The sequence below is a fragment of the Leifsonia shinshuensis genome, assembly GCF_022606355.1.
GTDB classification, from domain to species: Bacteria; Actinomycetota; Actinomycetes; order Actinomycetales; family Microbacteriaceae; genus Leifsonia; species Leifsonia shinshuensis_B.
This window is the reverse complement of sequence record NZ_JAHHZQ010000002.1, coordinates 75,445-101,306: the sequence shown is the minus strand read 5'-3', so window position 1 is coordinate 101,306 and position 25,862 is coordinate 75,445. Positions and strand designations below refer to the sequence as shown.

Genomic DNA, 25,862 nt, shown 5'->3' with positions numbered 1-25,862 from the left:
CGACATGACGGACGGATCCGCGCGTATCCACCGCAGCTCCGGCACGGATCTCCGGTGGATGCGCGGCCTGACGGCAGCGTCGCTCGCGTCGCTCGTCCTCCTCGGCTGCTACCTGCAGTTCGTCCTCGGGATGCCGAGCGGGCCCGGGCCGCGCACAGCGTTCTTCATCGGGACGACGATCGCGACGGCGTTGCTCGCCCTGGCTGTGGTCCCGTTGCTGCTGAGGCCCTCCGGCCCCGCACTCGCGCGTCACCCGCTCCTGCTCCCGCTGCTCGCTATGGCCTGCCTGACCTGGATTCTGGCGCTGATCCCCCCGTTCGCCGGGTGGGGGTCGGGGTTCCTGCTCGCCATCGCCGGCGGGATGCTCAGTTGCGTCGTCGCGAGCCGGTGGCGCGCCGTCGTACTCGTCGCAACGCTCGGCGTGCTCGCTCTCGGCAGCGTGCCGAGCCTGCAGGAGTCGTCGACGTCCGCCACCGGCGCGCCCGCCCTGGACGACCCCGGCACACTCGTGATCGTCGGCACGCTCGTTCTCATCGCGATCATTCCTCTCTCGACCGTCTGGGTGCTGCGGGTCGCGCTTCGCCTCGACCAGGCGCGGCGGACGGCTTCCGAGCTCGCCGTGGCGACGGAACGTCTCCGATTCGCCACCGACCTCCACGACATCCAGGGCCACCATCTCCAGGTGATCGCCCTGAAAGGCGAACTCGCCGAACGCCGCCTGATCTCGGGCGACGCGGCCCTCGCAGCGGCGGAGCTCTCGGACATCCGGGCGATCGCCCAGGCCGCGCTCGAGGACACCCGCGCCGTCGTCAACGACTACCGCACCGTCACCGTGGCGGTGGAAGCGCGGAATGCGGCCGCTGTTCTGCGATCGGCGGGGATCGACTGCACGGCACGAATCGAAACGGTGGATCTCCCGACCGAGCTGGGAGCGGTCTTCGCCGTGGCGATCCGCGAAGCGGTCACGAACATCATGAGGCACAGCACAGCGACGAAGGCCACGGTCGAGCTCGTCCGTCCGACATCCGACGAGTACCGACTGACGATCACGAACGATCGGCCCGGAGCTGTTCGGACAGGAGGTACGGGCATCGTGGGGCTCAGAGAACGGGTGGCCGCTCGCAGCGGAACGGTGAGCACGCACCGTCGCGATGGCGCCTTCACCCTCGTCGTCAGCATTCCCGCCCCACCGCCGGACGCGGGGGAGGAGAAGCGGTGATCAGGATCGTGATAGCCGACGACGAAGAGCTGATCCGAGGAGCGCTGGTCGCGCTCCTCTCGCTCGAACCGGACATCGAGGTGATCGCCGACATCGGCGACGGCCGAGCCGCCGTCGCCGCGGTCCTCGAACACCGTCCAGAGGTCGCCCTGCTCGACCTCGAGATGCCGCAGCTGGACGGCATCGATGCTGCGCGAGCGCTACGGGCGGAAGCAACGCACATCGTCATCGTCACCCGGCACGCACGACCGGGCGCGTTGAAGCGTGCGCTTGCCGCTCACGTCCGCGGCTTCGTCCCGAAATCCACCCCGGCCTCCGAGCTGGCCGACATCATCCGATCGGTCGCCTCCGGCGAACGGTACATCGACGCGCGACTGGCCGCGGCAGCCCTCACCGAAGACGAGAGCCCTCTGACAGCGCGCGAAGCCGATGTGCTCCGGCTCACCACGGAGGGACTGGCCACCAAGGACATCGCGCGGTCGCTGGGGCTCGCGCACGGCACCGTGCGCAATCGACTGTCGTCGGCCATAGCCAAGCTCCACGCCGATTCGCGGATCACCGCCGCCCGGAAGGCCCGCGACAACGGCTGGATCTGAGACGGAGCCGAGTGCACCCCGTCCTGACGGCGGGACGACCGGTCAGTGCTCCACCAAGGAGGCCGGCTCCGCGTCCCGGATCGAGTCGCGCTCCACCAGGGGCATCGGAATCCTCGTCAGCTCACCGGGTTCGTCGTCGAGCAGGATCTCGACGGCACGCCGCCCCATCGTCTCGTGAGGGAGCGCCACTGTCGTGAGGCCGGGTCGAAGGTAGGCGGCGAGCTCGTCGTTGTCGAACGACACGATGGAGATGTCGTGGGGCACCCTCAGACCCGTCTCGGCGATCGCCTGATAGGCGCCGAACGCGAGCCGGTCGTTCATCGCGAGGATGGCTGCTGGACGCTTCCGCTGCCGGAGGATCTTCTTGGTGGCGGTGTAGCCGCCGTCCGGTTCCCACAGCCAGATCGACGACTCACTGCTGAACTCGACGTCGCCGTCAGCCATGGCGGCGCTGATCCCCGCGACGCGCTCGGCCACCGTGGCCGACCGGAAGAGCTCCTTCTCCTCGCGCGCGCTGTATCCGATCAGCGCGATGTCGTCGCGGATTCCGGCAGCGAAGAGCGCGTTCACGGCGCTGCGACCGCCGTTGAACTCGTCGGGGAGGACGGCTCGGGGAAAACGGGCATTCGTGGCGTTGAGCATCACGGCGGGAGAGTCGAACGCGATCTCGGGGAGGAAGAGCTCTCTCGCGCGCATCGTCGCGAACACCAATCCGTCCACCTGCCGGTCGAGCGCGGCCCCGATGGCCTCGGTCTCGCGCTTGGGCTCGCCGCCGGTCTCCAGCACCATCATCACGTGGCCGGCCGATTCGGCCGCGGCGATCGCCCCGGTGATCAGACCGGAGGCGTAGCGGGTCGTCGCGACGAGGTCGGAGACGAAGGCGATCGTGTGCGTCTTGTCGGTCTTGAGGCCGCGCGCCGCGACGTTGGGGCGGTACCCCAGCTCGGCTGCGGCGGTATGCACCCGGTCGTGCGCATCCTGCGACAGCCGGGTGTCCGGGCGCCCGTTCAGGATCATCGACGCAGCGGAGACCGACAGTCCGGCTCTCCGAGCCACATCGGCGAGCGTCACTCGCTTGCTCAGCATCGATTCCTCCTCCAGCGGATGCTATCCGGTTGGCCATCACAATCCGGGAACATCATTTGACAAACCGGAAGCCGTGACTCAGTATAAGCGTGCTGAAAGCATTTAGCAGCGGGATCGAACCCCGATCCGGTCCTGAAGACAAGGGAGTCCTGTATGTCATTCGCTTCCCCCCGCCGCCTCCGGGGCGTCCTCGCCGCCGGCGTCGTCGCCTCGGCTGTCGCTCTCGTGCTCGCCGGATGCGCGCCAGGGTCCGCCACCACCGGGCCGGCCAAGGGCGCCACCGACGTGAGCACCCAGCTCACCTCCAAGAAGGTGACACTCACGATCGCGGACGAGACGGGCTTCCCGCTCACCGACGATCTGACGAAGGAGTTCACCAAGCAGCACCCGAACGTGACCTTCAAGGTCACGCGCGACACGTTCCAGAACCTCACCGCCAACGCGCCGAAGCTGCTGGCGAGTTCCACCCCGCCCGATCTGATCCGGCTCCCGACGCTGGGCGACACGGTCAAGGACGGTCTCGTCGCGAACCTCGATCCGTACTTCAAGGCCTACGGGTGGGACAAATGGCCCGCCGCGCAGCTGGCCCCGCTGCGGATGACCGCCGACGGAGTCCGTGGCAGCGGATCGCTGTACCAGCTCGGCCTCGGCTACAGCGTGACGGGCATCTTCGTGAACACGAAGCTTGCTGAGAAGGCCGGGATCACGAGCATCCCCACGACGCTCGACGAGCTCGGTGCCGATTTCGCGAAGGCGAAGGCGGCCGGTATCGCGCCCCTGGTCGAAGGTGACAAGGACGGCGTCGTCAACTTCACCGTCCAGGCCGCGATGAACCAGTACGTCGACAAGCAGCAGTTCCTCGACTGGATGTTCAACAAGCCCGGCGCGACCTATGCCCAGCCCGGCAACATCAAGGGCGCCGAGCTGATCCGCACGTGGGCGGACGCGGGATACTTCCCCTCCGACATCAACGCCGTCGACTACTTCACGTTCGTGAGCAACTTCCAGGACGGCAAGGGCGTCTACACCTTCAACGGCAACTGGGAGGCGGCGAACTACGCCAAGAAGCTCGGCAAGGACGTGCAGTTCTTCCTCGTGCCTCCGGCGAAGAAGGGCGGCGACCACGTCGCGATGGGTGCGGCGAACTCGTTCTCCGCTGCAGCGAAGTCGAAGAACCTCGACACGGTCGCCTACTTCCTGAACTGGGTCCACACGAACGCCAAAGCGCGTCAGATCGTCGTCGATGTGACCGGCGCCGCTCCCGGCGGCGACCCGGCCGAGGCGCAGCCGAAGGTCGAGAAGGGCTCGATCACCGAGCAGGTCCTCGCGGCGGCGGCCCAGATCGGCAAGGAGAACGGCCAGGTCGACTTCATGGCGAACACCACAGCGGGCATCTACGCCGGAGCCATCATCCCGGAGTCCCAGCTCCTGGTCACCAGCAAGATCACCGGCGCGGAGTTCGTCGACAAGGTGCAGGCGTTCTACGCGCAGGAAGTGAAGAAGTAACCATGTCCGCTGTGCAGTCCCGTAACGGCGCCACCGCGATCCGACAAGAATCGTCGGCGCGACAGACGGAACGCGGAAGCGCTCACGGGGCTGCGCAGCGCCCGGCCGCCCGGAGACGGACGGCCGGGCGAGGACGTCGGATCGGCTGGCTGCTCGTCGCACCCGCGCTGATCGCCTACGCCGCGTTCGTGCTCTGGCCTCTGCTGCAGGGCATCCAGTACTCGTTCTACGACTGGAACGGAATCGGCGCCTCGACCTGGGTCGGCTTCGCCAACTATCTGACCGTGTTCACCGACCCCGACCTCCTGGGATCGATCGTCAACGCCTTCATCCTGATCGCGTTCTTCACGATCATCCCTGTCACCTTCGGCCTGGTGCTCGCGACGCTCATCCGCTCGATGCGGGCCGGCGCGTTCACGAGCTTCTCGCAGACGGTGCTCTTCCTGCCGCAGATCATCCCGCTCGCGGCGGCGGGCATTGCCTGGTCGTGGATGTACGCGCAGACCGGCGCCGTCAACCAGATCCTGAACGCGATCGGACTGGGCGGCCTCGCCCGCCCCTGGCTGGGCGACTACCAGACGGCCCTCCCCGCTGTCGGCCTCATCGGGTCGTGGACGCTGACCGGCCTGTGCACCGTGCTGCTGCTGACCGGCATCGGAAAGATCGACGTCTCCCTCTACGAGGCCGCGCGCCTCGACGGAGCCGGGTGGTGGCGCGAGTTCTTCACCATCACGCTGCCTGGGCTGCGTCAGGAGCTGGCCGTCCTGATCACGCTCACGATCATCGCAGCGCTCAGCAGTTTCGACATCATCTACACCACGACGCTCGGCGGCCCCGGCCGGGCCACGCTCGTCCCCGGGATCTCGATCTATCGGATCGGGTTCACGCAGAGCGAGGTCGGTCTCGCGTCGGCGTTCGGCATCGTCCTGATGCTGCTCGTCCTCGCCGTCGTCCTCCCGATCCAGCGCCTCTCGAAAGTCCGTGACTCATGATCGTCAACCCCGTCGAGAAGTGGACCGGCCGTACTCTGCTCGCGGTCGTCCTCGTCCTCACCCTCATCCCGCTGGTCAACATGGTCTCGGCCGCGCTGCAGCCCGCTGACGTGAACCCGACCGGCCTCACCTGGCCGTCGAACCCGCAGTGGGGCAACTTCGCCGAGGCCTTCACCACCGGCCACGTGTGGGAGCTGATGGGCTCCAGCGCGCTCATCGTGATCGGCGTCGTGCCGATCAGCCTGCTGATCTCGAGCATGGCCGGCTATGCGCTCGGCAGTCTGAACATCCGTGGCGGTCGCGCGCTCCTGATCCTGTTCATCCTCGGGCTCACGATCCCGTTCGAAGCGCTGATCATCCCTCTCTACTACGAGATGCAGTCGCTGAACGTTCTCAATACGCAGTGGGCGATCATCCTGCCGCTCATCGGCCTCTTCATGCCGTTCAGCGTCTTCTGGATGCGCGCGCACTTCGTCAACGTGCCCGCGGAACTCTCCGAGGCGGCTCGCGTGGACGGGGCGTCGATGTGGCAGGAACTGCGTCACATCCACCTGCCGCTGGCGCGGCCGGCTCTGTCGGCGCTCGCGATCCTGCTCTTCCTCTGGACCTGGAACCAGTTCCTCCTCCCGGTCGTGCTCGTCGCGGATCCGCTCCAGCGCACCGTGGCCGGCGCCCTCACGTTCTTCCAGGGCCAGTACAGCCTCAGCATCCCGTTGCTCAACGCGGGAGCGCTGCTCATCATCGTCCCCACGATCGTGGTCTTCGTGATCTTCCAGCGTCAGTTCATCAAGGCGCTGATCCAGGGTGCGGTCAAGGGCTGAAGGATGGCGTTCAGCAAAGACGGCTACTGGGTCTGGGACTTCTGGCTCGCGGACGACGGCGAGAACTACCATCTCTACTACCTCCACGCCCCGACCTCGCTCGGCGACCCGGATCTGCGTCATCGCAACGCGCGGATCGGGCACGCAGTATCGGACGATCTCGTCGACTGGGACGATCTCGGCGAGGTGCTCTCGGCCGGTGCGCCCGGCGACATCGACGGGTCAGCCACCTGGACGGGCAGCGTCGTCCGGGGGGATGACGGGCTCTGGCGGATGTTCTACACCGGTTCACTGTTCCTCTCGCCTCGCGACATCACGAACGTCGAGACGATCGGCGTCGCCGTCTCCGACGATCTCCACACCTGGCACAAGGATGGGCGGGTGCGGTTGGGGGCCGACCCCGCGTGGTACGAGATCCTCCCCGATGCGACCTGGCATGAGGAGGCGTGGCGGGATCCCTGGGTGTTCCGAGACGGGTCAGGCGACGGCTGGCACATGCTCATCACGGCCCGGACACGGGGCCTGCGCTCGCGACGCGACACCGACCGCGGGGTCATCGGGCACGCGCGATCGGCCGACCTGGTCCACTGGGAGGTCCAGCCGCCGCTGAGCTCTCCCGGAAGCGGCTTCGCGCATCTCGAAGTACCGCAAGCGGTGCGAATCGGAGGACGTGACCTCCTGGTCTTCTCCTGCGACTCCGCCCACCTCGCCGGCGACCGTTCCGGCACCGGCGGAGGGGTCTGGGTGGCAGACGCCTCGTCCGCCACCGGGCCTTTCGACGCGGCCGGGGCGCGGCTCCTCGCCACCGAGAGCCTCTATGCCGGTCGGATCGTCGTGGATCGAGGCGGGCTGCCGCGATTCATCGCATTCGAGAACAGCGTGGGCGCAGGTGCGTTCCAGGGACGGATCACCGATCCGTACGAACTGATCATCGACGGCGCCGAGTTGCGACTCGGAACGCTCGTCCAGGAAGGGGACCTCGCGTGATGGCGGTCATTCAGGGAACGACGGAGCCCGGGTTCGAGCCGGTGGCGGAGGCCTTCGCCGACGCGTTCAGCGACCGGCCGACGATGGGAGCCGCTCTCTCGGTGCGGGTCGGCGGCCGACGAGTCGTGGACCTGTGGGGCGGGATCGCGGACGAGCGCTCTGGCCGGCCGTGGGCCGCGGACACGCCGACGGTGGTCTTCTCGTGCACCAAGGGAGTGATGTCGGTACTGGTCGCCCGGCTGGTTGAAGAGGGGCGACTCGACTACACGGCGCCGGTCGCGCAGTACTGGCCCGAGTTCGCCGCAGCGGGCAAGTCCCGGGTGACGGTGGCCGAGCTGCTTTCGCACCGCGCCGGCCTCTCTGCGCTGCGGGAGCCGATCGAATTCGAACAACTCCTCGACTGGGACTACATGACCGACGCGCTCGCCCGCCAGCGACCGCTCTGGGAGCCGGGCAGCGGATACGCGTATCACGCGATCACTCACGGCTGGCTCGCGGGCGAGCTGGTGCGGCGCGTGACCGGAAAGCTCCCCGGCGCGTACCTCACCGAGCTGACCGGCGCGATCACCGGCGACGCGTGGATCGGGCTGCCGGCCGACGAGTCGGAGCGCGTCGCCCACCTCCAAGCCTCGCCCAGCCAACTGGAGGCCGGACATCAGCTCCTCGAAGCGCCGTCCGAGTGGACCGGTCTCGCGATGACGTTGGGCGGAGCCCTTCCCGCGGCCCTGGTGACGCCGGACGGCGGCTTCAACGATGAGCGGCTTCGTGCCGCCCAGGTTCCGGGAGCCGGAGGGATCGCGACCGCCGACGCCCTCTCGGCGATCTGGTCATCGACCGTCGTGGAGACCGAAGGCTCACGGTTGCTGGACGACGCGACGCTGAGGGAGGCACGGGTCCTGATGAGTTCCGGCGAGCCGGTCTTCCCGACCCCGGGACCCTGGCCGCGATGGGGGCGAGGACTGCAGCTCGACTCCGAGGCACGCCGGTACCTCGGGACGAGCAGCTTCGGGCACGACGGCGCGGGAGGACAGGTCGCCTTCGCCGACAGGGACGCGCAGCTCGGGTTCGCGTTCGTGACCAACTGGCTGGAGGCGGGAGTGGATGATCGTGCCACGCGGATCGTCGGCGCGCTCCGGAGGGTGCTCGGCTAGCTGTCCTGCCCAGGCAGGTTGTTCGATACGTGGACCCCTGTGTGGACCCCCTGCGCCGACCCCCGGAATCTCACGGTTCCGGGGGTTTTTGGCGTGCCGGCTCGGGCTGTCACCGCAATAGCCATCGCGCGTCGGTAGATATTCTCATACACTGAGGATCTATTCTCACATGAGTGAAGGGATGGATCCCGGTGGCTGATGATGCGCAGAAGTACATCGACCGGATGGTCGTCGAGCGCGGCTACGTGCTCGACTACCACAAGGTGATGGCGGCGGCGGACTTCCCGATACTGCAGGCGGCGAATACGGTCGTGGAGGCCGCCTATCTCACGCCGCGCACGCTGTCGCGGCAGACCAAGGAGCTGCTGTTCATCCTCAGCCTCACGGTCATGCGCGCGCCGTTGCCCCAGCTTCGCAGTCACATCCGCGTCGCGCTCGAAATCGGCCTCTCGCCCCAGGAGATCCTCGAGGCGATCGAGATCGCCTTGCCCGAAGCCGGTGTCGTCGCCTTCCAGTGGGGTGTCGGTGCGTGGCAGGACGTCGTCGGCATCGACCCGCTTCGGCCGACGGTCGATGCGTACGACGACGAGGGTGTCCGAGGCGCCGAGGGCTGATACGCCCAGATCGCGCCACGGGGCAAGAAAAGTGTCGGGGTCTTCTCCTGGACCGCTCTTGCCACTAGGTTGGGTACACGATCTCGTAGATCGATAATCGTGTCTCACATTGTAATAATGGAGGTCCTGTGGAACACCAGACAGAAGTTCGGGGCCAGGGCAGCGCCCGGCACGCCGAGATCGCCGGAGCGGGATTCGCCGGTCTGACCGCGGCGATCGCCCTCGCACGTCGGGGCTGGTCCGTCCGCGTGCACGAGAAGGGCCTCGAACTCCGGGAGCAGGGCGCAGGCATCGTCCTCTGGAACAACACGCTTCGCATCCTCGACGCGTTCGGTCTCACCGAAGAGATCGAACGCGGCTCCATGCGGCCGCCCTTCTACGAGACGCGGATGCAGAACCGGATCGTCTCGGACGAGGACGTGCCGGGCATCCCGTGGCGCACCATGACGCGGCCGTTCCTGCACTCGGTGCTGTCGTCGGCGGCGATCAGGGAAGGCGTCGAGATCGTCACCGGCTCCGAAGTGGTGGAGGCGCGTGATGCCGGCACTCTCCGCCTCGCGAACGGCAGCGAGGTCTCCGGCGACCTGGTCATCGGTGCCGACGGCGTCGGCTCCGCGGTGCGGGACTCCCTCGACATCCGCTACGAACGGCACCAGGCCCGCGACGGGATCACCCGGTTCCTCGTTCCCCGGTGCAAGGAGGAACTGCAGGCCATCGAGCCGGACACGGAGTGGGACAACGTCATCGACTTCTGGAACCTGGAGCCGCGCGTACTCCGTGTGCTCTACACCCCGGCGAACGACCGTGAGCTGTACATCGCACTGATGGCCCCGGCGGATGACGCGGAGGGCTCTGCGGTCCCGACGATCAACCTCGACGTGTGGACGTCCATCCACCCGCAGCTCACGCCCGTGCTGAAGAAGGCGGCCGGGATCGAGGGCAAGTACTTCCGCTACCAGACCAACCGCCTCGAGCAATGGACGCGCGGTCGCGTGGCACTCGTCGGTGACGCCGCACATGCCATGGCTCCTGCTCTCGCCCAGGGTGGCGGCTGCGCCATGATGAACGCCTACACCGTCGCCGAAGCGGCGTCCGCCGCATCGACGGGCGACATCCCGGACGCCCTGGTCGAGTGGGAGCGCATCGAGCGACCGTACACCGACCGCTGCCAGACCCGGTCGCAGCGCTACGCGGACACCCGCGGCATGTCGAAAGGCGGCCAGTTCGTGGGAGAGAACAATGAAACCGCGCTCTACGACCCGACAGACCCGCGCCGACATGACGACGTCGTCGCCCGATGAAGCGGTCCGCGCTTCCCCCGAAAGGAATCCAACGATGACATTCCCCCAGCTCGACCCGTTCTACGAGGTCAGGGAGTGGTTCGCCTTCGCTCAGGAGGTCGTGCACGAGGGCGGCCCCGCGGCGGAGGAACCGCTGATCAAGGCGGTCGCGGCCGTGGTGATCAAGAACCCGTTCGCCGGCCGCTATGTCGAGGACCTCTCCCCGCTGACGAAGCCGAGCCCGAGCCTGGGCACTGCGCTCGGCGCGAGGGCCCGCGCGCTCCTCGGTGGTCGCCCGGTCGAAGGCTACGGAAAGGGTGGCATCGCCGGGGTCAACGGCGAGCAGGACCATGTCGTCGCGTGCGTGACCACCGTGTTCGGCGACGCGTTCCGCGAGTCCGTCGGCGGTGGGGAGGCATGGATCTCTTCTGCGACCAAGACTGCGTCGGCCGGTGCATCCATCGACATCCCACTCGCGTTCAAGGACGACCTCTACGTGCGCTCGCACTACGACGCCGTCACGGTCACCTTCGCCGACGCACCGCGCCCCGACGAACTGCTCATCTGCGTCGCGGTCGCCAGCCGTGGGCGCGTCCACCACCGCGTCGGCGGCCTGACGCGCGAGGAAGCGCTGCTGAAGCTGTCCGCACCCCGGTTGCCATAGCCACGGTCGATCCAACGAGAAGGAGAACGAAAGCATGACGTACACCCCCGCGCGCTATCACGAGGACGAGTCGATCGCGAACACCCTCGACGACGTCGCCCGCGCGCATCGCATCCTCGAGCTCGAGGGACACGGCGACATGTCCATGGGCCACCTCTCCTACCGCGACCCGTTCGGCCGCGGACTGTGGCTGAAACGCGGCAACCTCGCCCTGTCGGAGGTGGTCGGGGACGACTTCATCCTCATCGACTTCGACGGGAACGTACTCGAGGGCACGGGTCTCCGTCACCTCGAGTGGCCGCTCCACGCGGAGATCATGCTGGCCCGACCGGACGTCAACGTCGTCGGCCACTCGCACTCGCACTACGCGACGGTCCTCGGTGCGACGGATCAGGAGCTCGGGCCGTACAACAACCACGGCGTGTGGTTCGCCGAGCACGGTGTCCCGCGGTTCAGCGACACCAGTCACATCGTGACGACCGTCGAACTCGGCAAGGAGGTCGCGAAGCAGCTCGGCGACGCCGAGGCCATCCTGCTGCGCAATCACGGCGTCGCCTTCGTCGGGGACAACGTGATCGAAGCGACTCTGGCCGGAATCTTCCTCGAGTGGGCGTCGCGCTTCCAGCTCGACCTCCTGCAGGCGGGCGTGTCGTATCCGTTGCCCGATCACGACGAGACGGTCGAGAAGAAGCGCCGGATCTACCCGCCCAAGGCGCAGCGCAACTACTGGATGTACTTCAACCGGAAACTCGAGCGCGTCGAGCAGTTGCAGGGCATCGGCATCGCGCAGGTCTGAATAGACCGAAACCATCGCACAGCAGCCAGCAGCACACACCATAAGAAAGGGAGCACCGATCATGAGCAGCCTTCCCGCTGTTGCCACCATCGTCGGCTCGGGAACCATGGGCCCCGGCATCGCCGCGACCCTCGCCCGCGCCGGAGCAGAAGTCCGCGTGTACGACATCAGCCCAGACGCCCTCGAGCGCGCCCGGACCTCCTCGACGTTCGCCTCCTCCGTCCTCGACCAGGTCGGCGGCCCGAAGGCCGAGGGCGGCTCCGTCTCCTTCACCACCGACATCGCCGAGGCCCTCGACGGCACGCGATTCGTCATCGAGGCCGTCCCGGAGAAGCTCGAGCTGAAGCAGTCCGTTCTGGCTCAGATCGAGCAGTACGTGGGCGACGATGTCATCATCGCCAGCAACACCTCGGGAATCCCGATCTCGACGCTGTCCACGTCGCTCGCCCGTCCGGGCCGCTTCATCGGGATGCACTGGTCGAACCCCCCGCACCTGATCCCGATGATCGAGGTCGTGCCCGGCGATCAGACCGACGCCGCGGTCACCGACCAGCTCGTCGAGATCGTGGAGGCGTTCGGCTACAACCCGGTCGTAGAGAAGGAGATCGCCGGCTTCGTCGAGAACCGCGTCCTTTACGCGATCCTCCGCGAGTGCGTCGCGCTCCTGAACGAGGGGATCGTCACCCCCGAGGGACTCGACACCTGCGTGAAGTGGGGCATCGGCTACAAGCTGTCGGTCATCGGCCCGACCCGGTTGCTCGATATGGCCGGTCTCGACATCTACAGCGCAGTGTCGAGCTATCTCAACAAGGAGCTCGACGCGAGCACCGAGACGCCTGCCGTCGTCACCGACATGGTCGCCGCGGGCAAGCTCGGCTTCAAGACCAATGGCGGAATGTACGACTACGCCGACGGCGAGGTCGACGCGAAGCGCAAGGACATCACGGCCGGTCTCGTCGCCGCGTTGAAGACCCTGACCAGCATCACCCCGGTCTGACCGTGGCGGTCACCGTCGAGGCCGGCCCCGGCGGGATGCTCATCACCCGGGGCGCCGCCGTCGAGGTGGCGTTCCGGGTGCGAGGCGACGGCCCTGCCGTCGTGCTCCTCCACGGCACGTCGGCGAACCATGCGGTGTGGGAGCCCGTCGTCGATCGGCTCCAGCCGGGCGCGCGGGTGATCTCGCTGGACCAGCGGGGACACGGGCGCAGCGGCAAGCCGGCGAGCGGCTACCGCGGTCCGGACTTCGCCGGCGATGTGGTCGTGGTGCTCGACGCCCTCGGGATCGACCGTGCGCTCGTCGCAGGGCACTCTCTGGGGGCGCGCAATGCGTGGCTCACCGGGGCGTTGTTCCCCGAACGGGTCGCGGGAGTGCTCGCGGTCGACTACACGCCGTGGGTCGAGCCGAGTATGCTCGACGACCTCCTGGTGCGCGTGGAGGCGGGGAACCGCTCGTTCGACACTGTGGACGACGTCCGCCGATACCTCCAGCAGCGCTACCGGATGCTGCCGGCCGACGCCGTCGATCGCCGAGCGCGCTGGGGCTACCGCCGCGATGGCGAGGGGCGGTTGGCCCCGCTCGCCGACCCGGCGGCCATGCGCCAGCTCATCGACGGCCTCCGCGAGCCGTGGGACGCCGAGTTCGTCTCGGTCGCGGCGCCGATGTCCCACGTTCGGGGCGCTCTCAGCCGCATCACCACCGACTCGGCGTGGAATGCGGCCGTCGCTGCCCGGCCGCATGACCGCTGGGTCGTCGACCGTTCTGCCGACCACTATGTCCCCGAGGAGAACGCGACCCTCGTGGCCTCCGAAATCGAACACCTGCTCAGCCTCGACTCAGAAGGACCCCATGGCACTCTTCGCTGACCTCGTCGTATCCAGTCCCGACCTCGCTCCGCTCGCCGCCATTCCGGAGGAGTACTCCGGCTACGGTGCCAACCGCGTCCCCGCGCTCGCGGTCTCCGGCGTCCCGGAGGGCGCCGTCGAGCTCGCACTCGTGTGCCACGACCCGGACGCTCCGCTGCCTCAGGGCTTCACGCACTGGACGGTGTACGGCATCCCCGCTGTCGGCGGAACGCTCGACCTCGACGCCGAGAGCGTGCGCATCGGACCCAACGGGCTCGGCGAACCCGGCTGGACCGGCCCGATGCCTCCGGAGGGCCATGGCATCCACCACTACTACTTCTGGGTGTACGCCCTCTCGGCACCGGTCGCGGGGACGCCGACCCGCGAAGAGTTCCTCGCGGGCTACGGCGACCGCGTGATCGAACAGGCGCGGCTCGTGGGGACGTTCCAGAAGTAGGACGTGAGGGGGCCGCACGCGGGATGACGCGTGCGGCCCCCTCTTCGTGTCCTCAGTCCGTGAAAGTGTCGGCGAACGACTCTGCGATCGCCAGGACGGCCGCGTGCACCGGTCCTGCTGTGATCGACGGGATCACGGACGCGTCGACGACATAGCAGCCGTCGAGGGCACGCAGCGCGAGGCCAGGGGTGACCGGGGCGGCGTCCTCAGCGCCCATCCGCAGCGTGCCGACAGGATGGTGGTGGGTGATCGCGGCCCGCTGGATGAAGGCGTCGAGTCGCTCAGCGCTCTGCACCCCGGCTCCCGGGAGCAGCTCCTCCGAGCGCCACACGGCCAGAGCGTTCGTGGCGCCGACCAGCCGGGCGTGCTCGAGCGCGCTGCGGAACAGGGCGCGGTCGTGCTCGGTGGAGAGGTACTGCGGATCGATGACGGGTGCGTCATCGACGTCCGGACCCGAGATCCGCAGCGAACCACGGCTCGTCGGGTTCGTGACGCCGAAGAGAAGGGTGTACGCGCCGCCGGCCGGCACGTCCGCGAGCTCGCCGCGATACACCTCGGAAGCGCTCGGGCCCACGACGCAGCCCACCACGATGTCCGGTGCCCCCGTGCGGACGTCGAGCCCGGCGGCCGACAGATAGGTCATCGACTCGGAGAGCTGGAGCCTCGTGGGAGGGACGGTCTTCGCCGAGAGGTAGACGTTGCCGGCGCCGAGGAGATGGTCATGCAGGTTCGCGCCGACCCCGGGAGTCTCCGCGACGACCGGCACCCCTGCGCTGCGGAGGATCTCCGGGTCGCCGACGCCCGAGCGCATCAGGAGCAGTGGATCGGCGACGGCGCCCGAGGCGAGCACGACGACGGCGGCGTGGATCGTCTCCAGCCGTCCGTCGCGCTCGTACCGCGCGCCGGTCACACGCCCGCGATCGATCTCGAGGGTGTGCACCGTCGCACGGTCCACGAGGTGGAGGTTGGGGCGGCCGAGCGCGGGATCGAGGAAGGCGTCGGAGGCGGTCACACGCCTCCCGTCCGCGATCGTCAGCGAGTTCGGGGTCGCCCCGATCATCTCGCCGCCGTTGTGATCCGCGATGCGGTCGACGCCGAGCCCTGCCCAGGCGTTCAGGTAGTCGGTCACCAGCGGGCTGCTGAGCTCCGGACCCGGCACGACGACAGGCAGGCCGGGCTCACCGGGCCGGCGGGACTCGATCCGTTCGAACGCAGAAAGGAGCCCCTCCCACGACCACCGCGGATCGCCCGTCGCGTCCACCCAGCGCTGGAAGTCGGCGCGACAGCCGCGCATGTGCGCCATCGCGTGCAGGTTGCTGGAGCCTCCGATGCCCTTGCCGCGCGGCCATTCGAGCGAGCGCCCGGCCAGGCCCGGCTGGGGGGTCGTCCGGTAGGCCCAGTCGTAGTCCCGGCCGTCGATGAACGGCCAGAGCTCGGGGCGGCGCATGTCCGGGTCGGTGATCCGCGTGCCGGCCTCGAGCACGGTGACCGTGCGGTCGGGGTCTCGGCTCAGCCGATCCGCCAGGACGCTGCCGGCCGAGCCGGCGCCGATGATGAGGACGTCGGTGCCGGTCATCGCTCAGTTGCGCGTGTGGCCGCCGTCGACCACGAGGGTCTGACCTGTGATCCAGCTCGCCTTCTCGGAGGCCAGGAATGCGACTGCCGGGCCGATGTCGCTCGGAACCCCGCGGCGCGCGAACGCCTGCATCGGCACGACGTAGTCGAACCCGTCGGCGTGCGGGCCGGAGAGCACGCCCTCGCTGGCGATGATCCCGGGCGCGACGGCGTTGATCGTGATCCCGTGCTTGCCGATCTCGCCGGCGAGCGCCCGGGTGAAGCCGATGTACGCGCCCTTCGTCGCCACATAGTGCGCGCAGTTCGGGGTTCCTGCGACGAACGTGTTGGAGGCGATGTTCACGATCCGGCCGTAGCCGCCCTGTGCCATGACGTCGCCGGCCGACTTGGTCATCAGGTAGAGACCGTTGACGTTGACGTCGAAGACGCGCTTCCACTCGGCGAAGTCGAGCTTCTCCCAGGGGGTGAAGGGGACGAGGCCGGCGTTGTTGACCAGGATGTCGATGCGGCCGAACTCGTCGACCACTTCGCCGACGACACGGGCGACCGCTGCTTCGTCGGAGATGTCGAGCAGCTTGGCGACGCCGTCGATCTCCTGGGCGACCGCGGAGGCGCCCTCGAGGTTGAGGTCGGCTACGACGACCTTGTGGCCGTCTGCCGCGAGCTCGCGGGCGATGGCTGCTCCGATTCCCTGCGCGGCTCCGGTGACGATCGCGACACGCTGTTCAGTCATGGTGGGCGGTTCTCCTCTTTCGTTATGGGACGTTCACGGGTTGGTGACGCTCAGTTGCCGCCGTAGTACTCCGGCGCGAGCTTCCAGGTCTCGAACGAGGCGAGCTCGTGCGACGGGTAGATGTCGGCCTCCTTGGTTCGGCCGAGGTAGTTCAGTCGGCGGATCGCCTGGACGGACTTGGCGGGGTCGAGGTGGAAACCGGCGATCCACTCCTTCTCGAGCGTCGTGCGCGTGTACGCGGCGTCTCCGCAGAAGAGCATGCTCCGCTCGTTGCTCATCTCGACGAGCATCGAGTAGTGGCCGATGGTGTGGCCGGGGGTCTCGAAGAGCCACACTCCCGGCACGATCTCGTAGTCGCCGGAGATCGGCTTGTAGCTCACACCGGGGTGGTCGAACGAGAGGTCCGAGTATCCCAGGCGTTCGAAGGGCTCGGGGACCTTCGCCTGGCGCAGTTCCGCCGTGTGGACCAGCGTGGTCGCGTTCGTCAGGTACTTGTTGCCGCCGACGTGGTCGAAGTGGAAGTGGGAGTTCACCACGATATCGACGTCCTCCGGCGTGTAGCCGCACAGAGCGAGCTGAGCCGGGATGGTCTGCTCGGGGGTCTGCAGCGGCAGCTCGAAGGGCAACACCTTGTTGACATGGTCGAGATCGAAGCCCGTGTCGTAGAGAATGAGCCCATCGGGATGCTCGACGAGCACGGAGTAAACGGGGAATCGCACGGGTGTCCCGGTGTCGATGTGCCAGTGGACGTCCGACGCGTCGATGACCAGGGTTCCGCCGTCGAGCAGGTACACCTTCGGATCCGCCATGTTTTCACCTCTCTGCAGGCGAGTTTCTCGCATGTTGTGAAATTTGCTTCACCATATGAGAGATCACCCGCCCTGGTCAAGAGGCTGAGTCAGGCGTCAGGGCAGAGGCGTCGGCGGGGGTGACGCGAGCGAGTCGCCGTCGTCGAAGGTGGGATCGCCGAGGTGCGGCTTCCAGATGTAGCAATCGTTCAGCATCGGCTGCTTGTCGAAGTCGCCGATGCAGACCACGTCGGTGTAGCGCGCGGCGTCCGAGAGCTCGTAGTGCACGCGGCAGATCACTCGGAAGACGCTCGGTGGGGCGACTGCGGCGTCGCGGAAGAGATGCTCGGACGGCGTCCAGCACTGTGTTCCCTGCACCCGGGCGCCCTCCTGCAGCCGCGCAGCCGGCGGCGCGACGCTGCCGAGCGTGGCGAATGCCTCGGCGTCATTCGGCGCTTTCACGACGTTGGTCCAGGTCGGGGAGGGCGTGGATGCGTCGGGGGTGGAAGGTGCACTGCATCCCGCCAGTGCGAGCGTGGCGGCGATCAGGATCGCGCCGCCCGCGGCGGCGCGGCGGCGGCACGCATCGTTTCGTTTGTGTAAATCTCCGGAAATCGGCATTGACCACCGTCCTTTCTTCTCATAGTGTCATCATCTATCCGCACATTGTGAGAAAACAACCCCACTCGCGGTGGTGTGTTTCGCAGTGACGCGGTACACGTCCAGGAGAGGAACCCGCAATGCACAGCTCCATTCTGAAGCGCACGGTCCTAGCGGCCGGTTCGACGCTCGCCGTCGTTGCCCTACTCGCGGCGTGCTCGGGTCGCGGCAACGATACGAGCGCCGGTTCGACGACCGGAAGCACAGGCGCGTCGTTCAGCCGCATGGCCATCGTCACGCCCGCCACCGAAGCCGACCACGGCTGGAACCAGGTCGGCCTCAAGGACGCCCAGGAGGCCGCGGACAACCTCGGTCTCAAGCTCGACTCCTACCCGAACGTCGGCTACGACAACCCGGAGACCAACATCGAGCAGGCGGCCAAGAAGTCCGGCGTCGGATTCGTCATCGCCCACGCCTCCGGCTTCGGCGACGCGGCGGCCAAGGCCCAGGCCAATACCGGCGTGCCCGTGCTCGTCACCGACTACCCGAGCAAGCAGGTGCCAGGAAAGGTCGGCGTCATCACCTTCAGCGCCGAGCAAGTCGGGTACCTCGCCGGCATCGCCGCAGCCAAGACCACCCAGTCGAAGAAGCTCGGTGTCGCCATCTCGGCCGACGACGTGAACTGGTACTCCATGTCCGGCGGCTTCGCCCAGGGCGCTCGCAGCATCGATCCGGCCATCCAGATCGACGTGGCCTATATCTCGGCCGCCGGCTACGACGACTCCAAGGGCGGCAAGTCCATCGTCCAGCAGCTGATCGCGAAGGGCGACGATGTCATCTTCGGCATGGGCGACGGCGCAACGGTCGGCTACGTGGCGGCGGTCAACGACGCCAACGCGTCCGGCAACAAGGTCAAGTACATCGCCGACATCGGTGACGTCTCCGACCTCTTCACGTCGAAGGACGCCCTCCTGACCTCTGCGCTCTGGTCGTTCACCGGCACCTACGAGCAGGCCGTCAAGGACATCAAGGCGGGCACCTACGCGAAGAAGCCGTACAACCTCGATCTGGCCAACGGCGGGATGCTGCTGCAGGACACCCCGAACCTGACTTCCGACATCAAGTCCGCCGTCAAGGACGCGACGACGAAGATCAACTCGGGTGCGATCAAGGTCGACCAGGCGCAGACGAAGGATCAGCTCGACAAGATCCTCGCGAAGTGATCCGCTGACCGACCCATCTCCCGGGTGGGGCAGCGAGTCCCGCCGCCCCACCCGCCCCGTCCGACCGGAGGACCGTTCACGCCCATGCTCACGGATACCGTGCCCCTGACCGGCGTCATCTCGCTCAACAACATCACCAAGGCGTTCCCTGGCGTGGTCGCCAACGACGACATCTCGCTCGACCTCGTCTCGGGGCAGGTGCACTGCCTGCTCGGAGAGAACGGAGCGGGCAAGTCCACCCTCATCAGCATCCTGGCCGGGATGCAGCTTCCCGATTCTGGCACCATCACGATCGACGGCGAGACGGTGTCGATCGGCTCGCCCAAGATCGCCATGCGACACGGGATCGGCGTGGTCCACCAGCACTCGACGCTCGTGCCGAGCCTGACGGTCATCGAGAATCTGATGCTCGGGGAGACCGGGCTCCTGCTGAAGGAGAAGGAGGCCCGCTCGCGTCTCGACGAGCTCTCGGCGCTTCTCGGGATCTCGATCGACCCGCGCACGCTGGCGAGCGACCTGGGACTCGGCCAGCAGCAGCAGGTCGAGATCGCCAAGGCGATGTGGAAAGGCAGCCGGCTGCTGATCCTCGACGAGCCCACCTCGATGTTGACCCCGTCGGCCATCGAGAACCTCGCCGAGAGCATCGGCCGGCTCACGGAACGCGGACTCGGTGTCGTCTTCATCACCCACAAGCTCCGGGAGGCGTACTCGATGGGGGACTGCGTCACCGTGCTCCGGTCGGGCAAGAAGGTGGGGTTCCTCTCGCCCGAGCGGATGAAGGAGCTCGACGAGGACCAGGCTCAGGCCGAGATCCTCCGAGCCATGTTCGGCGAGGACCTGCGGAAGGCCGGCACGCTCGACGAGGCCGCAGATCTCGCTGGTGCGACCGAGGCGACGCGCGAAGTCGCCCAGGTCGATCTGAGCGCTCGCCCGGTCGTCATCGAGCTCGACGACGTGACCTCCTCTGGACGCACGACCGATGTCATGGTCAAGGACGTGAGCCTGCGGATCCGGTCGGGCGAGATCTTCGGGATCGCCGGCATCGACGGGCACGGTCAGACCGGTCTCGCCGAGGTCGTCGCGGGACAGCGCGCCGCCGTGCAGGGAGCCGTGCGATTGGAGGGGGAGGACATCACCCGGACCGGCGTGCGCGACCGGCAGGAGCTCGGCGTGCGCTACGTCACCGACGACCGCCTCCACGAGGGTACGGTGTGCGACCTCAGCGTCGCGCTCAACTTCGTGCTCAAGCGCATCGGCAAGGCGCCCTTCTGGCGGTTCGGCCAGATCAACAGGTCGGCCGTGAACACGGAGGCCAAGCGTCTGATCGACGAGTACTCGATCCGCACGCCGTCGCCGTCGACGCGGGCGGCCGCGCTCTCCGGCGGCAACATCCAGAAGATCCTCCTCGCCAGGGAGCTCGCCCCCGGAGCCAAGGTCGTGGTCGTCAACAAGCCCACGTACGGGCTCGACCTGAAGACCGTGCGGCTCGTCCACGACCTGCTCCGCGAGTTCGCGGCCGGCGGAGGTGCGGTGCTGCTGATCTCGACCGAGCTCGACGAACTGGTTGAGCTCTCGCACCGGATCGGCGTGATCTCCAAGGGCGAGATCGTCGGGGTGGTCGACAACGACGGCGTGAACACCGCAGAGAAAGTAGGGCAGTACATGATCGGAGGCACTCATGCAGGCGACTGAACGGAGCCGTGCACGGAGGTCCACGAGCGTCGTCATCCGCGCGATCATCCCGGTGATCCTCGCGCTGGTCACGGCTGCGTTCATCCTGCTCGCGTTGGGCAAGGATCCGCTCGCGTTCTACGGTGACGTCGTCCAGAACGGCGTCCTGGACGGCAACTGGCAGCACAGCCTGGTCATGATGACGCCGCTGCTGATCATCGCTGTCGCGCTCATCGTCGTGTTCCGGGGCCAGCTCTGGAACCTCGGGTACGACGGGCAGTACCTCCTCGCGGCGGTGTTCGTCGCCGGACTCGGCCCGACGATGATGAAACAGATCGGCCCCGGGCTCACGTATCTGGCACTGACCCTGCTCGCGATGGCGATCGGCGCCGTCTGGACTCTCCTGCCGGCGTGGCTGAAGGCCCAGTTCGGCACCAATGAGATCATCACCACACTGGTGATGTCGTCCATCGGCGTCGGCCTCACCGGCCTTCTCATCGAGTACGTCTTCCAGGACCCGAACCAGCGGACGCCGCAGACGCGCACGCTCGACACCGGCGACATGCTCCCCTTCATCCCCGGCACGCGGATCCACATCGGCTTCATCGTCGCGCTGGTCGTCGCCGTGGTGTTCCAGTTCATCCTCAACCGCACCTCGTTCGGGCTGCGGCTCGACATCTTCGGCACCAGCCCGAAGGCCGCTCGCCACGTGGGCATCAACTCGAAGTGGATGACGATCGTGCTGTTCCTGATCAGCGGTGCGCTGATCGGCCTCGCGGCGTCCATGGACATCCTCGGGCAATGGGGCTACGTGCGGAACAACTGGAACCCGGGATACGGCGCCACGATCATGCCGTTCGTCTTCCTCGCCCGGCTGAGTCCGGTCGGATCGATCCCGTTCATCGCGTTCTACTCGATCTTCGCCACCGGCGGGACGGTGGCCTCCATCGACGCGGGGCTCTCGACGGACTTCCTGATGGTCATCGTCGCCCTGATCCTCGTCTTCATGACCATCACCGAGTATGTCGGGACGAAGCTCGACCTCGGCCAGAGCTATCTGCCGGACGAGCTGAAGGAAGCCTTCCGCCGCCCGGCCCTCGTCCTCACCCGCAGGAAGGTCCACGCATGAGCGAGCTCCTCACGGCGTCGTTCCTCTCGGCGTTCATCATCGCGTGCATCTCGGGGGCCATCCCGCTCCTGCTCGCGTCGGTCGGCGAGACGATCGGAGAGCAGTCCGGGGTCCTCAACCTCGGTATCGAGGGCATGATGCTGATCGGCGCCTACACGGGCTACGTGTGCGCCATCGCCAGCCACAGCATCTGGATCGGGATGCTCGGCGGCGCGATCGGCGGCATCGCCATCTCGCTCGTCCTCATGGTCCTGAACGTCTGGCTCGGGCTCAATCAGATCGTTCTCGGCATCGCGATCACCATCGCGGGCGGCGGCATCACGAGCGTGCTCTACCACAACACCTACGGCCAGAGTCAGCCGTCCATCCCGCCGGATCGGTGGCAGCTCCCCGGTCTCTCGGCCATCCCGGCGGTCGGCTCGTCGATCTTCAGCCAGTCGGGGGTTTTCTGGGTCTCCATCCTGCTTGCCGTGGCGGTGGCCTTCCTGCTCTCGCGGACGAACTGGGGGCTGTCCATCCGGGCTGCCGGGCAGCAGCCGTCGTCGCTGGACGCCGCGGGAGGGTCAGTGATGAAGACGCGCTCGCAGGCCGTCCTCCTCGGCGGTTTCTTCAGCGGCATCGGCGGCGCCTACCTTTCGCTGCTGTCGACGGGAGCATTCACACCGTTCATGACCGCAGGCGTCGGCTACATCGCCATCGTCGTCACGATGCTCTCCCGCGGCCGCATCTGGGTCGTGGCCGCGATCTCGACCCTGTACGGATTCACTCAGGCTCTCGGCACCGCCCTGCAACTGGGCGGCATCAGCATCCCGCCGCAGATCATCTCGATGCTCCCGTACATCGTCGTGATGATCGTGCTGCTCATCTTCGCCCGAAGCGTCTACATCTCCCCGGTCCTGGGGGCTCCATACACGAGAGGTGCACGATGACGAACACTGCCGCAATGTCGAGGCTGGACTTCACCCTGTCCGCTGGTCCCACGGTGGCCTCGGCACAGACACTGGCCGCGCTCGGCTCGCCGATCACTTACCACTACGACCCCGAGTTCCTCGACCTGTTCCGCGCCACGGAGCGCAAGGTCGCGCAGCTCTTCGAGACGCGCAACGACATCGTGCTGATGCAGGGCGAAGCGATCGTCGCGCTCGAGGGCGCCGCCCGATCGCTCGTGCGCGAGGGGATGCCCGTGCTCAACCTGGTGCAGGGTGTGTTCGGCAAAGGGATGGGGTATTGGCTGCGCGACTTCGGCGCAGAGCTCCACGAGATCGAGGTGCCGTACAACGAGGCCGTCGCTCCGGAGCGTGTGGCTGAGTACCTGGACGCGCATCCCGAGATCGAGCTGGTCGCCGTCGTCGCGTCGGAGACGCCGTCCGGAACCGTGAGCGACGTCTCGCGCATCGGCCCGATCTGCCGGGAGCGCGGTGTGCTGACCCTGGTGGACACGGTCTCCGGCGTCGGCAGCATGGAGTTCCGCACCGACGCGTGGGGGCTGGACATCTGCGTAGCGGGTGCCCAGAAGAGCCTCGGGGGCCCTCCTGGCGTCGCGCTGGTGTCCGTCAGCGCGGCGGCGTGGGACGCGATCGGACGCAACGAGCGCGCACCGCGCGCCTCGTATCTCTCGCTGCTGGACTGGAAGGAGAAGTGGCTCGGCGGAGGGGCGTTCCCGTACACGCCGTCGGTGTCGGACATGCATGGTCTCGCAGCCTGCCTCGACCAGATCCTCGACGAAGGCGTCGACGCGGCGATCGCGCGTCACGTCGCCTCGGCAGCGGTGACGCGCGCGGGTGTCCGTGCCATGGGCCTCGACCTCTGGCCCGTCTCCGACGACATCGCCGCGGCCTGCGTCACGTCGGTGGCCCTCCCGGACGGATTAGATGACGTCCAGGTGCGAAAGCACGTCCGAGACCGCTACGGGGTCATGTTGTCCAGCGGTCAGGGTGCAGGTAACATCATTCGCATTGCCCACATGGGGCCGACGGCGAGTGGCCTGTTCCCGATCGTGGGGATCTCCGCGCTCGGACGAGCTCTGATGGACATGGGGTGGGAAGTCAACGTCGGCGCCGGAGTCGACGCGGCGTTGGCAGTTCTCAGCGAGCAGCGCGGTTAGGACCCGGGGCGATGGTGGATACTGCACGGGCCGCCCGCTTCGGCAGGAAGGATGCTTCAATGGCTGTTCAGCGCACGAAGGGGGTCGACAGCGCACGGCGAGCGTTGCAGATCCTTCTCCAGTTCAGCCAGACCAAGCCGGAGCTCACGGTGGACGAGTTGATCGAAGCTCACGACATCTCGCTGCCGAGCGCCTACCGGTACATCTCGCTCCTGCGCGAGATGTACCTGATCGAAGAGCGCACGAAGGGGCGCTACGTGCTCTCGCCGCAGATCCTCCAGCTCGCCCAGGCGGCCGAGCGCACCCTCGACTACCGGGTGGAGGCTCAGCCGATCCTCGACCAGCTGCGCGAGGCGACGGGGGAGACTGCGCTCTATCTGCGTCGACTCAACGACGCCGCGGTCTGCCTGGCGATCTCGGACTCCGATCACGCGATCACGATCTCCTTCCAGCCCGGCCACGTGATGCCCTTGCACAAGGGCGCCGGGGCGAAGGTGCTCCTCGCCGGCTATCCCTCCGCCCGACGCAAGCAGTACTTCGACAAGCTCACTCCGCCGCTGTCCGAAGATGAACGCGCCAAGATCGAGACGGACCTCGCGCAGATCCTCGACGACGAGATCGCGGAGAGCTTCGGCGAGGTCGACGAGGGGGTATGGGCGTGTGCCGCGCCGGTTCGCGCTCACGGCCAACTCATCGGCGCGCTGTCCGTCGTCGCGCCGGCGTACCGTGTGGCCGACCGGCACGAGGAGCTGGACGCCGCCGTGAAGGCGGCGGCGAACGACTTCGAGGCGATGCTCGCCACGCTCGTGGAACGGCATGTCTGGTCGGGTGATGACTGACGCCCGCAGTGGACGGGTCCTGTCGGACGACGAGGTCCTGAAGGCGGTCGACCGGCAGGCGCCGACGATGGCGGCAGTGATCGACGAGCTCCACGGGAATCCGGAGCTCGCGCACCAGGAGGCCTTCGCTGCGGCGACGATCACCGGGCTGCTGGAGGCGGCCGGCGCGACCGTGGTCCGAGGCATCGCCGGGATGCCGACGGCCTTCCGGGCGGAGATCGCGGGCGGGCTTGCGGCCGGTCAGGGTGCGCCTGTCGAGGCGGGCGGCGCCGTCGGGATCATCGCCGTCTACGACGCAGCGTGTGCCAAACGACCGGACGGCACCGACGACGCTGTCCACTCCTGCGGGCACGGACCGCAGTCGGCCGGCGTGGTCGGAGCCGCGCTCGCCCTGGCCTCCATCCGCTCCCGCTGGACGGGCCGCATGATCGTGATCGGCGCCCCCGCGGATGAGATCCACTCGCCCGGCACCCGCTCCCTCGGCAGCGGGAAGGCGCGCGCGGCAGCAGCCGGAGTCTTCGACGACTTGGACGCCCTGCTGTATCCGCATCCCGAGTTCATCGACACGGTCTGGCAGGAGAGCCTCTGGATGCGCAGGGAGACGGCTGTCGTCTCGGGTTCGCGCACTCTGCGCTCCGGCACGGAGGTCGCGCCGTTTCTCGCGCTCGACGCGCTGCGGGAGGTGCTGGCCGGGTTCGACCCGGGCCGCGTGATGGTCGAATCGGCGGTGCTCGACGGAGACGTGGAGGAGGGGTCTGGGCTCACGCTCACGGTACGCGTCCTGGTCTTCGATGAATCCGAGGACGGCGCGGCCGTGCTCGCCGAAGCGGTGCGAGCGCTCTTCCCCACGGCCGTATGGACGTCCGGCACCGCGATCGCGGCGATCCAGCCCGACGAGCGGGTCACGGCAGGGGTGCTCGACGCGTTCCGCGGAATGGGACGCGAGCCGGACACGAACCCGTCGCCCCTGCCCTTCGCCACCGACTTCGGCAACGCGACGCGCCGGGCGCCTGGTGCGCTGGTCGGCGTCGGGCGGTCAGGTGGCTGGGGCTTCCACACGGACATCGGCGCCGACCAGTTCGCCGGCGACGCGGGCAGGCGGATGGCCGCCGACATCGCACGGGTCGTAGCGCTGTCGACGGTGCGGTTGGCGGCGGGCTGAGGAAGTGCGGTCCCGTGGGCCGGCCGC

26 protein-coding genes are annotated in these 25,862 nt (G+C 67.8%); 21 read left to right on the top strand and 5 right to left on the bottom strand.

The annotated features are described in order from the left end of the window. Window positions 1-4 precede the first annotated feature (4 nt). Window positions 5-1,219: a sensor histidine kinase gene (locus tag KNO15_RS07255; RefSeq protein ID WP_241702805.1), complete on the top strand. Its 1,215-nt coding sequence runs from the start codon at window positions 5-7 to the stop codon at window positions 1,217-1,219. Continuing rightward, entirely contained in the window at window positions 1,216-1,815 is a 600-nt protein-coding gene (locus KNO15_RS07250; RefSeq protein WP_241702804.1) for a response regulator transcription factor, read from the top strand. Before KNO15_RS07255 ends, KNO15_RS07250 begins: the two co-directional genes overlap by 4 nt. Window positions 1,816-1,857: 42 nt before the next feature. Here the strand turns inward: KNO15_RS07250 and KNO15_RS07245 are convergent, their stop codons facing one another. Next, complete coding sequence (locus KNO15_RS07245; RefSeq protein WP_241702803.1) at window positions 1,858-2,901, bottom strand: LacI family DNA-binding transcriptional regulator; 1,044 nt, start codon at window positions 2,899-2,901, stop codon at window positions 1,858-1,860. Between the two features lie 153 nt (window positions 2,902-3,054). Here KNO15_RS07245 and KNO15_RS07240 point away from each other — a divergent pair, with 153 nt between their 5' ends. The 12 genes from KNO15_RS07240 to KNO15_RS07185 all read left to right on the top strand — a co-directional run bounded on the left by KNO15_RS07240 (window position 3,055) and on the right by KNO15_RS07185 (window position 14,011). Then, window positions 3,055-4,407 (top strand): ABC transporter substrate-binding protein, encoded by a 1,353-nt coding sequence (locus KNO15_RS07240; protein ID WP_241702802.1) that lies wholly within the window; start codon window positions 3,055-3,057, stop codon window positions 4,405-4,407. A gap of 2 nt (window positions 4,408-4,409) precedes the next feature. Continuing rightward, window positions 4,410-5,399 (top strand): carbohydrate ABC transporter permease, encoded by a 990-nt coding sequence (locus KNO15_RS07235; protein WP_241702801.1) that lies wholly within the window; start codon window positions 4,410-4,412, stop codon window positions 5,397-5,399. Continuing rightward, window positions 5,396-6,220, top strand: coding sequence for a carbohydrate ABC transporter permease (locus KNO15_RS07230; RefSeq protein ID WP_241702800.1), 825 nt, complete (start codon window positions 5,396-5,398; stop codon window positions 6,218-6,220). Before KNO15_RS07235 ends, KNO15_RS07230 begins: the two co-directional genes overlap by 4 nt. A gap of 3 nt (window positions 6,221-6,223) precedes the next feature. Further along, a complete protein-coding gene (locus tag KNO15_RS07225) occupies window positions 6,224-7,207 on the top strand; it encodes a glycosyl hydrolase family 32 (protein WP_241702799.1) in 984 nt (327 codons plus the stop codon). Continuing rightward, window positions 7,207-8,358 (top strand): serine hydrolase domain-containing protein, encoded by a 1,152-nt coding sequence (locus KNO15_RS07220; RefSeq protein ID WP_241702798.1) that lies wholly within the window; start codon window positions 7,207-7,209, stop codon window positions 8,356-8,358. The genes KNO15_RS07225 and KNO15_RS07220 overlap by 1 nt, the downstream gene beginning before the upstream one ends. A 191-nt stretch (window positions 8,359-8,549) precedes the next feature. Next, on the top strand, window positions 8,550-8,972 hold the full coding sequence (locus KNO15_RS07215) for a carboxymuconolactone decarboxylase family protein (RefSeq protein WP_241702797.1): 423 nt from the start codon (window positions 8,550-8,552) through the stop codon (window positions 8,970-8,972). A 128-nt stretch (window positions 8,973-9,100) separates the two neighbouring features. After that, the gene (locus KNO15_RS07210; protein WP_241702796.1) at window positions 9,101-10,273 is read left to right on the top strand and encodes an FAD-dependent oxidoreductase; all 1,173 of its coding nucleotides are present in this window, start codon (window positions 9,101-9,103) and stop codon (window positions 10,271-10,273) included. A gap of 34 nt (window positions 10,274-10,307) precedes the next feature. After that, window positions 10,308-10,916 carry an amino acid synthesis family protein gene (locus tag KNO15_RS07205; RefSeq protein WP_241702795.1) on the top strand — a complete coding sequence of 203 codons (609 nt, stop codon included), beginning with the start codon at window positions 10,308-10,310 and terminating at the stop codon, window positions 10,914-10,916. 34 nt (window positions 10,917-10,950) lie between these two features. Continuing rightward, a complete protein-coding gene (locus KNO15_RS07200) occupies window positions 10,951-11,712 on the top strand; it encodes a class II aldolase/adducin family protein (RefSeq protein ID WP_241702794.1) in 762 nt (253 codons plus the stop codon). A 61-nt stretch (window positions 11,713-11,773) separates the two neighbouring features. Next, window positions 11,774-12,709 carry a 3-hydroxyacyl-CoA dehydrogenase NAD-binding domain-containing protein gene (locus KNO15_RS07195; protein ID WP_241702793.1) on the top strand — a complete coding sequence of 312 codons (936 nt, stop codon included), beginning with the start codon at window positions 11,774-11,776 and terminating at the stop codon, window positions 12,707-12,709. 2 nt (window positions 12,710-12,711) lie between these two features. Next, entirely contained in the window at window positions 12,712-13,575 is an 864-nt protein-coding gene (locus KNO15_RS07190) for an alpha/beta fold hydrolase (protein WP_241702792.1), read from the top strand. Then, window positions 13,559-14,011, top strand: a complete 453-nt coding sequence (locus KNO15_RS07185) for a YbhB/YbcL family Raf kinase inhibitor-like protein (RefSeq protein ID WP_241702791.1) — start codon at window positions 13,559-13,561, stop codon at window positions 14,009-14,011. The genes KNO15_RS07190 and KNO15_RS07185 overlap by 17 nt, the downstream gene beginning before the upstream one ends. Window positions 14,012-14,063: 52 nt before the next feature. Here the strand turns inward: KNO15_RS07185 and KNO15_RS07180 are convergent, their stop codons facing one another. The 4 genes from KNO15_RS07180 to KNO15_RS07165 form a co-directional block, all read right to left on the bottom strand. Then, a complete protein-coding gene (locus tag KNO15_RS07180; protein ID WP_241702790.1) occupies window positions 14,064-15,587 on the bottom strand; it encodes a GMC family oxidoreductase in 1,524 nt (507 codons plus the stop codon). A gap of 3 nt (window positions 15,588-15,590) precedes the next feature. Further along, window positions 15,591-16,319: a pyridoxal 4-dehydrogenase, SDR-type gene (gene pldH, locus KNO15_RS07175; RefSeq protein ID WP_241702789.1), complete on the bottom strand. Its 729-nt coding sequence runs from the start codon at window positions 16,317-16,319 to the stop codon at window positions 15,591-15,593. Window positions 16,320-16,369: 50 nt separating this feature from the next. Then, window positions 16,370-17,128 carry a 4-pyridoxolactonase gene (pldA, locus tag KNO15_RS07170; RefSeq protein ID WP_241702788.1) on the bottom strand — a complete coding sequence of 253 codons (759 nt, stop codon included), beginning with the start codon at window positions 17,126-17,128 and terminating at the stop codon, window positions 16,370-16,372. Window positions 17,129-17,224: 96 nt separating this feature from the next. Beyond that, a complete protein-coding gene (locus KNO15_RS07165; protein ID WP_241702787.1) occupies window positions 17,225-17,569 on the bottom strand; it encodes a hypothetical protein in 345 nt (114 codons plus the stop codon). Window positions 17,570-17,847: 278 nt separating this feature from the next. Between KNO15_RS07165 and KNO15_RS07160 the strand changes: the two genes are divergently transcribed. From KNO15_RS07160 to KNO15_RS07130, 7 genes are all read left to right on the top strand, one after another. Next, window positions 17,848-18,930, top strand: coding sequence for a putative B6 ABC transporter substrate-binding protein (locus KNO15_RS07160; protein WP_241702786.1), 1,083 nt, complete (start codon window positions 17,848-17,850; stop codon window positions 18,928-18,930). A gap of 84 nt (window positions 18,931-19,014) precedes the next feature. Continuing rightward, a complete protein-coding gene (locus KNO15_RS07155) occupies window positions 19,015-20,622 on the top strand; it encodes a putative B6 ABC transporter ATP-binding protein (protein ID WP_241702785.1) in 1,608 nt (535 codons plus the stop codon). Beyond that, window positions 20,609-21,730 (top strand): putative B6 ABC transporter permease subunit 2, encoded by a 1,122-nt coding sequence (locus KNO15_RS07150; RefSeq protein ID WP_241702784.1) that lies wholly within the window; start codon window positions 20,609-20,611, stop codon window positions 21,728-21,730. The genes KNO15_RS07155 and KNO15_RS07150 overlap by 14 nt, the downstream gene beginning before the upstream one ends. Next, on the top strand, window positions 21,727-22,659 hold the full coding sequence (locus tag KNO15_RS07145; RefSeq protein WP_241702783.1) for an ABC transporter permease: 933 nt from the start codon (window positions 21,727-21,729) through the stop codon (window positions 22,657-22,659). The genes KNO15_RS07150 and KNO15_RS07145 overlap by 4 nt, the downstream gene beginning before the upstream one ends. Before the next feature lie 14 nt (window positions 22,660-22,673). Beyond that, complete coding sequence (locus KNO15_RS07140) at window positions 22,674-23,834, top strand: pyridoxal-phosphate-dependent aminotransferase family protein (RefSeq protein WP_241702782.1); 1,161 nt, start codon at window positions 22,674-22,676, stop codon at window positions 23,832-23,834. Between the two features lie 59 nt (window positions 23,835-23,893). After that, window positions 23,894-24,673 carry an IclR family transcriptional regulator gene (locus tag KNO15_RS07135; RefSeq protein WP_241702781.1) on the top strand — a complete coding sequence of 260 codons (780 nt, stop codon included), beginning with the start codon at window positions 23,894-23,896 and terminating at the stop codon, window positions 24,671-24,673. Beyond that, window positions 24,666-25,835 carry a M20/M25/M40 family metallo-hydrolase gene (locus tag KNO15_RS07130; RefSeq protein ID WP_241702780.1) on the top strand — a complete coding sequence of 390 codons (1,170 nt, stop codon included), beginning with the start codon at window positions 24,666-24,668 and terminating at the stop codon, window positions 25,833-25,835. Before KNO15_RS07135 ends, KNO15_RS07130 begins: the two co-directional genes overlap by 8 nt. Window positions 25,836-25,862 lie beyond the last annotated feature (27 nt).